The organism is Mesorhizobium sp. M7A.F.Ca.CA.001.08.2.1 (genome assembly GCF_003998455.1).
GTDB classification, from domain to species: domain Bacteria; phylum Pseudomonadota; class Alphaproteobacteria; order Rhizobiales; family Rhizobiaceae; genus Mesorhizobium; species Mesorhizobium ciceri.
This window is the reverse complement of sequence record NZ_RZPW01000514.1, coordinates 1-4610: the sequence shown is the minus strand read 5'-3', so window position 1 is coordinate 4610 and position 4610 is coordinate 1. Positions and strand designations below refer to the sequence as shown.

The following is a 4610-nucleotide window of genomic DNA, read 5'->3' as shown; positions in this document are numbered from 1 at the left end:
TGCCCGGGCTGATCGCCGGCGCCATCCTGGCCTTCGCCAAGGCGATGGGCGAGTTCGGCGCCACCATCACCTTCGTCTCCAACATTCCCAACGAGACGCAGACATTGCCGTCGGCGATCTACACCTTCACGCAGGTGCCGGGTGGCGATGAAGGGGCGCTCCGCCTGACGCTGATCTCCATCGTCATCTCCATGGCCGCCCTGGTGGCTTCGGAGGTGCTGGCGCGGCGCGTCGGCCGGCGACTGGACATCGAATGAGCGTTCTCGTCGACATCAGTCATCGGCTGGGCGGTTTCGCCATCGACGCCCGCTTCGAAAGCGCCGGGCGGCTGACGGCGCTGTTCGGAGCGTCTGGGTCGGGCAAGACGACGCTGATCGACATGATTGCCGGGCTGATCCGGCCCGACAAGGGACGCATCGAAGTCGATGGCCGTGTGCTGGTCGATACCGGTGCCGGCATTTTCGTGCCGAAGCACAAGCGCCGCATTGGCATGGTGTTCCAGGACGCACGGCTGTTTCCGCATATGAGCGTTGCCGGCAATCTGCGCTACGGCCGCTGGTTCACGCCGCCGGCGGAGCGCTACGCCGATATCGATGCCGTCGTCGACCTGCTCGGCATCGGGCCGCTCATGAACAGGCGGCCGGCAAAGCTCTCGGGTGGCGAGAAACAGCGTGTGGCGATCGGCCGGGCATTGCTTGCCAGCCCCAGACTGCTGCTCATGGACGAACCGCTGGCCTCGCTCGACGAGGCGCGCAAGGCCGAAATCCTGCCCTATGTCGAAAGGCTGCGCGACGAGATCAAAATCCCGATCGTCTATGTCAGTCATTCGGTCGCCGAAGTGGCGCGGCTGGCCAGCGACGTGGTGATGCTGGCGCAGGGCAATGTCGTTGCCAGCGGGCCGACCGAGGCGGTGATGCAAAGGCTCGACCTGTTGCCGGCGGAGGAGCGCGGTGAGGGCGGCGCCGTGCTGGACACCAAGGTGCTGCATCACGACGAGAGTTTCGGCATGACCGTGCTCGGCTCGGCTGCGGGCGAGCTCCGGGTGCCACAGCTGGCGATGAAGACAGGTACGCCGGTGCGCATCCGTATCCGCGCCCGCGATGTGATGATCGCCACCGAAAAGCCGAGGGGTCTCAGCGCGCTCAACATCCTGCCGGGAACCATTACCGCGATGAGCCCCGGCGAGGGACCGGCGGTCGAGGTCGGTATCGACTGCAACGGCGCAACCGTGCTTGCCCGCATCACCGAACAGTCGCGGCAGGCGCTGAAGCTTCATCTTGGCGGCAAGGTTTTCGCGGTGATCAAGACGGTGAGCTTCGATCGGGCGAACACCGGCGCCGGCCTGCCCGCCGAGACGGATGGATGATCTCGCTATGTCTTTTTGGAATAGCGGTTTCGCCAGGGAGCTTCTAGTATGATGTTGGGATGTGACCGCGGAGAGCAAAGATGCCGTCGCTGAGCTTGCGGATAAATCTCGATCCCGACGGGCGCGTCGGGCCGGGCAAGATCGAACTCCTGGAACAGATCGCCGCCTTCGGCTCCATCTCGGCCGCCGCGCGCGGCATGGAGATGTCCTATAAGCACGCCTGGGACCTGGTCGAGGACATGAACCGGGTATTCGGCAAGCCGCTGGTGGCGGCACAGACCGGCGGCCGCAAGGGCGGCGGCGCACAGTTGACGGCGGTCGGGCTAGCGGTGGTCAGCCGCTTCCGCGCCATCGAGCGCGCGGCGGCGGCCGCGGCAGCGACGCATATGGAGGCGTTGCAGGCGGAGATTGAGGCTGGGTGAGGGAGTAGGGCAGTAGGGCAGTAGGGCAGTAGGGCAGTAGGGCAGTAGGGCAGTAGGGCAGTAGGGCAGTAGGGCGGCATTCGCGTGCTGTCTTCCAACACAAAACGTTATTCACCTACTGCCCTACTGCCTTACTCCCCTATTGCCTTCCTATTCGGGCTTGCGCAGCAAATAGCTGTCCATGATCCAGCCCTTCCGCCGACGGGCTTCCTCTCGAACTTTTTCGATCTTTGCGCCGATGTCACCGATCCTGCCGGAGAGAGTGATCTCGTCTTCCGTTCCGAGATAGGCGCCCCAATGGATGACGACATCCTTGTCGGCCAGCGTGTTGAAGGCGCATTTGCCGTCCAGCAGGACGACCGCGCTGCCGGCATTGTCCGGCATGCCTTCCTCGGTCAGGCGGCGGCCGGTGGTAATGAGGACGGAATCGCCGATGCGGTTCAGCGCCATCTTGTGGCTGGCGGCAAGTGCCTGGACGGCGGTGATGCCGGGGATGACCTCAAGCTCGAACGCCACATCGCCTCGCAGGCGCACGCGCTCAAGGATGCGCAACGCGCTGTCATAGAGCGAAGGGTCGCCCCAGATCAGGAAGGCGCCGCAGCCGTCGCCTGCAATCTCGTCGCGGATCAGGCCTTCGTAAATGGCGGCGATGGCTTCATGCCAGTCATCGACGGTCGAGCGGTAGGAGGGTGCCGGACCATCTTCTACCGGGAGGTCTCGCACCGGCACGTCGAATTCGACGCGCCGCGACTTCGGATTGGTAACGAAGCGGTCGCAGATCTGACGGCGCAGTTCGGCCAATTCATTTTTTTTCGCGCCCTTGTCGGGAATGAACAGCACATCCGCCTGGTTCAGGCCTGATATGGCCTGAACGGTCATGTGGTCGGGATTGCCGGCGCCGATGCCGATGACGAGAAGCTTGCGCATGGGCGAACTCCTGCCCGATCGGAACCCGTTAGTCCAGACCGCGCTGGCGCGTGTCCAGACCGCAGTCCAGCTCCCTTTGGTGCGTCCGCGGATACGGAAGGGCTTTGAACGCCACATTGAAACGGCTAGGGTCCTGCAGGCATTCCAGCCGAGGGGGCTTCCATGTTGCGATATGTTCTGACCGCCGTGCTGGCCTTGTCGTCCGCATCCGCTTTCGCCAATGATTCGGTTGCCGAACTTGGCACCGGCGGCCTGATCCTGTCGCGCAGCGATGCCGTGGCGATGCAAAGCGAGGACCTTTTCATCTCGCCGGAAAAGGTCACGGTCGACTATGTCTTCCACAACAACACCGATCAGGATGTCCAGGCCATCGTCGCCTTCCCGATGCCCGACATATCGGGCAATCCCGAAGAAATCCCGGCGATTCCTGAAAATCAGAGCGATAATTTCCTCGGTTTCGAGGTGACGATCGACGGTGTCGCCGCAAAGCCGCAGCTCGAGCAGAAGGTGTTGGCGCTCGGCATCGACATCAGCGCTGAGCTGAAGGCGCAAAACGTGCCGTTCTATCCTTTCGGCGATGCGGCGAAGGCGGCGCTGGCGAAGCTGCCGCAAGCGGTTGTCGATGACTGGGTCAACCGCGGCATCATCATCGAGGACACCGGCAGCGACGGCACCGAGACGAGCAAGGTCTACACCCCGTTCTGGCAATTGCGTTCGACCTACTGGTGGCGCTCGACCTTTCCGGCCAACAAGGACGTCCATGTTTCCCACCGCTACAGACCGAGCGTCGGCGGCACGTCTTCGGTCAGCTTCTTCTACGACGGCAAATTCCAGGGTCAGTATGCGGCCTACAAGACCCGGTATTGCATGGACGGCACATTCGAAAATGCGGTGCGCAAGGCGGCCAAGGACGACCCTGACGGCTACCCCAAATATTTCGAGAGCCGCATCGCCTATATCCTGACCACCGGCGGCAACTGGGCTACGGGCACGATCGGCAAGTTCAAGCTGACGATCGACAAGGGCAATCCGAAAGCCCTGGTCTCGTTCTGCGGCGACAATGTCAAAAAGACCGGACCGACGACATTCGAGATGACGGCGGATGATTTCTACCCCGAGCGCGACATCGACATCCTGATCCTCGAGCCGACGGACGAAAATTGATGCATGTCGCAATCTACGTTGCCATTGCCGAGAACGGCGTGATCGGGCGGGACGGCGGGCTCCCGTGGCGGCTCTCCACCGATCTCAAGCGCTTCAAGGCCGATACGATGGGCAAGCCTATCATCATGGGCCGCAAGACCTATGAGGGCATCGGTCGGCCGCTGCCGGGCAGGTTGAACATCGTCGTGACCCGCGACGAGACCTGGCGCGCCGAGGGCGTCGAGGTGGCACATTCGCTCGAAGCCGCGATCCAGCTGGCGACGGTGCGCGGGCGCGGCATGGCCGATGTCGACGAGGTGTGCGTCATCGGCGGCGGCGAAATCTATGCCCAGGCCATGCTGCTGGCCGACCGGCTGCACGTCACCCATGTGCTGGCAGCGGTCGACGGCGACGCGCATTTCCCGCCGATCGATCCCGATTCCTGGCGCATTGTCAGCTCGCAGGACGTCCCAGCCGGGGAAAAGGACAGCCACCCGACGCGCTATTCGGTTTACGAGCGGCGTCGCGAGAGACATTGAACGAAAAAAGAGCCATTGAAGGAAGACAAAGGGTCGCGACTGGACCAAATCGGACGAAGTCGGAAGCGCATCGCGTTGAAAGCGCCCCGTGGCGTGCCTATAGAAGAACAATACTGGATTTTGCGCCGTAATGCCGGCGCTTGAGGGAATTCCAAGCGAAAGGACATTCATGCCCTGGAACGACAAAAGCGGCGGTGGCGGCGGCCCATGGGG

5 protein-coding genes and 1 pseudogene are annotated in these 4610 nt (G+C 63.0%); 5 read left to right on the top strand and 1 reads right to left on the bottom strand.

The window, feature by feature from the left end; all coding sequences use genetic code 11:
* The 3 genes and pseudogenes from EN914_RS25170 to EN914_RS25160 all read left to right on the top strand — a co-directional run.
* Positions 1-257 (top strand): annotated as a pseudogene (locus tag EN914_RS25170) (molybdate ABC transporter permease subunit); the annotation flags it as partial.
* On the top strand, positions 254-1366 hold the full coding sequence (modC, locus tag EN914_RS25165; RefSeq protein ID WP_024501414.1) for a molybdenum ABC transporter ATP-binding protein: 1113 nt from the start codon (positions 254-256) through the stop codon (positions 1364-1366). The pseudogene EN914_RS25170 and the gene modC, both read left to right, overlap by 4 nt.
* An 80-nt stretch (positions 1367-1446) precedes the next feature.
* Positions 1447-1788 carry a winged helix-turn-helix domain-containing protein gene (locus tag EN914_RS25160; RefSeq protein WP_013531026.1) on the top strand — a complete coding sequence of 114 codons (342 nt, stop codon included), beginning with the start codon at positions 1447-1449 and terminating at the stop codon, positions 1786-1788.
* Positions 1789-1938: 150 nt separating this feature from the next.
* On the opposite strand, the gene cobF is transcribed toward EN914_RS25160, so the two are convergent.
* Positions 1939-2715: a precorrin-6A synthase (deacetylating) gene (cobF, locus tag EN914_RS25155; RefSeq protein ID WP_013531027.1), complete on the bottom strand. Its 777-nt coding sequence runs from the start codon at positions 2713-2715 to the stop codon at positions 1939-1941.
* A 162-nt stretch (positions 2716-2877) separates the two neighbouring features.
* On the opposite strand from cobF, the gene EN914_RS25150 reads away from it, so the two are divergent.
* Together EN914_RS25150 and EN914_RS25145 are read left to right on the top strand one after the other, a co-directional pair.
* Positions 2878-3879 (top strand): DUF4424 domain-containing protein, encoded by a 1002-nt coding sequence (locus EN914_RS25150; RefSeq protein ID WP_024501413.1) that lies wholly within the window; start codon positions 2878-2880, stop codon positions 3877-3879.
* Positions 3879-4397, top strand: a complete 519-nt coding sequence (locus tag EN914_RS25145; protein ID WP_013531029.1) for a dihydrofolate reductase — start codon at positions 3879-3881, stop codon at positions 4395-4397. The genes EN914_RS25150 and EN914_RS25145 overlap by 1 nt, the downstream gene beginning before the upstream one ends.
* Positions 4398-4610 lie beyond the last annotated feature (213 nt).

Excerpts from the sequence above, each read along its gene's own strand:
- EN914_RS25145 (WP_013531029.1), top strand. The coding sequence starts at position 3,879 with ATGCATGTCGCAATCTACGTTGCCATTGCCGAGAACGGCGTGATCGGG.
- cobF (WP_013531027.1), bottom strand. The coding sequence starts at position 2,715 with ATGCGCAAGCTTCTCGTCATCGGCATCGGCGCCGGCAATCCCGACCAC.
- EN914_RS25150 (WP_024501413.1), top strand. The coding sequence starts at position 2,878 with ATGTTGCGATATGTTCTGACCGCCGTGCTGGCCTTGTCGTCCGCATCC.
- modC (WP_024501414.1), top strand. The coding sequence starts at position 254 with ATGAGCGTTCTCGTCGACATCAGTCATCGGCTGGGCGGTTTCGCCATC.
- EN914_RS25160 (WP_013531026.1), top strand. The coding sequence starts at position 1,447 with ATGCCGTCGCTGAGCTTGCGGATAAATCTCGATCCCGACGGGCGCGTC.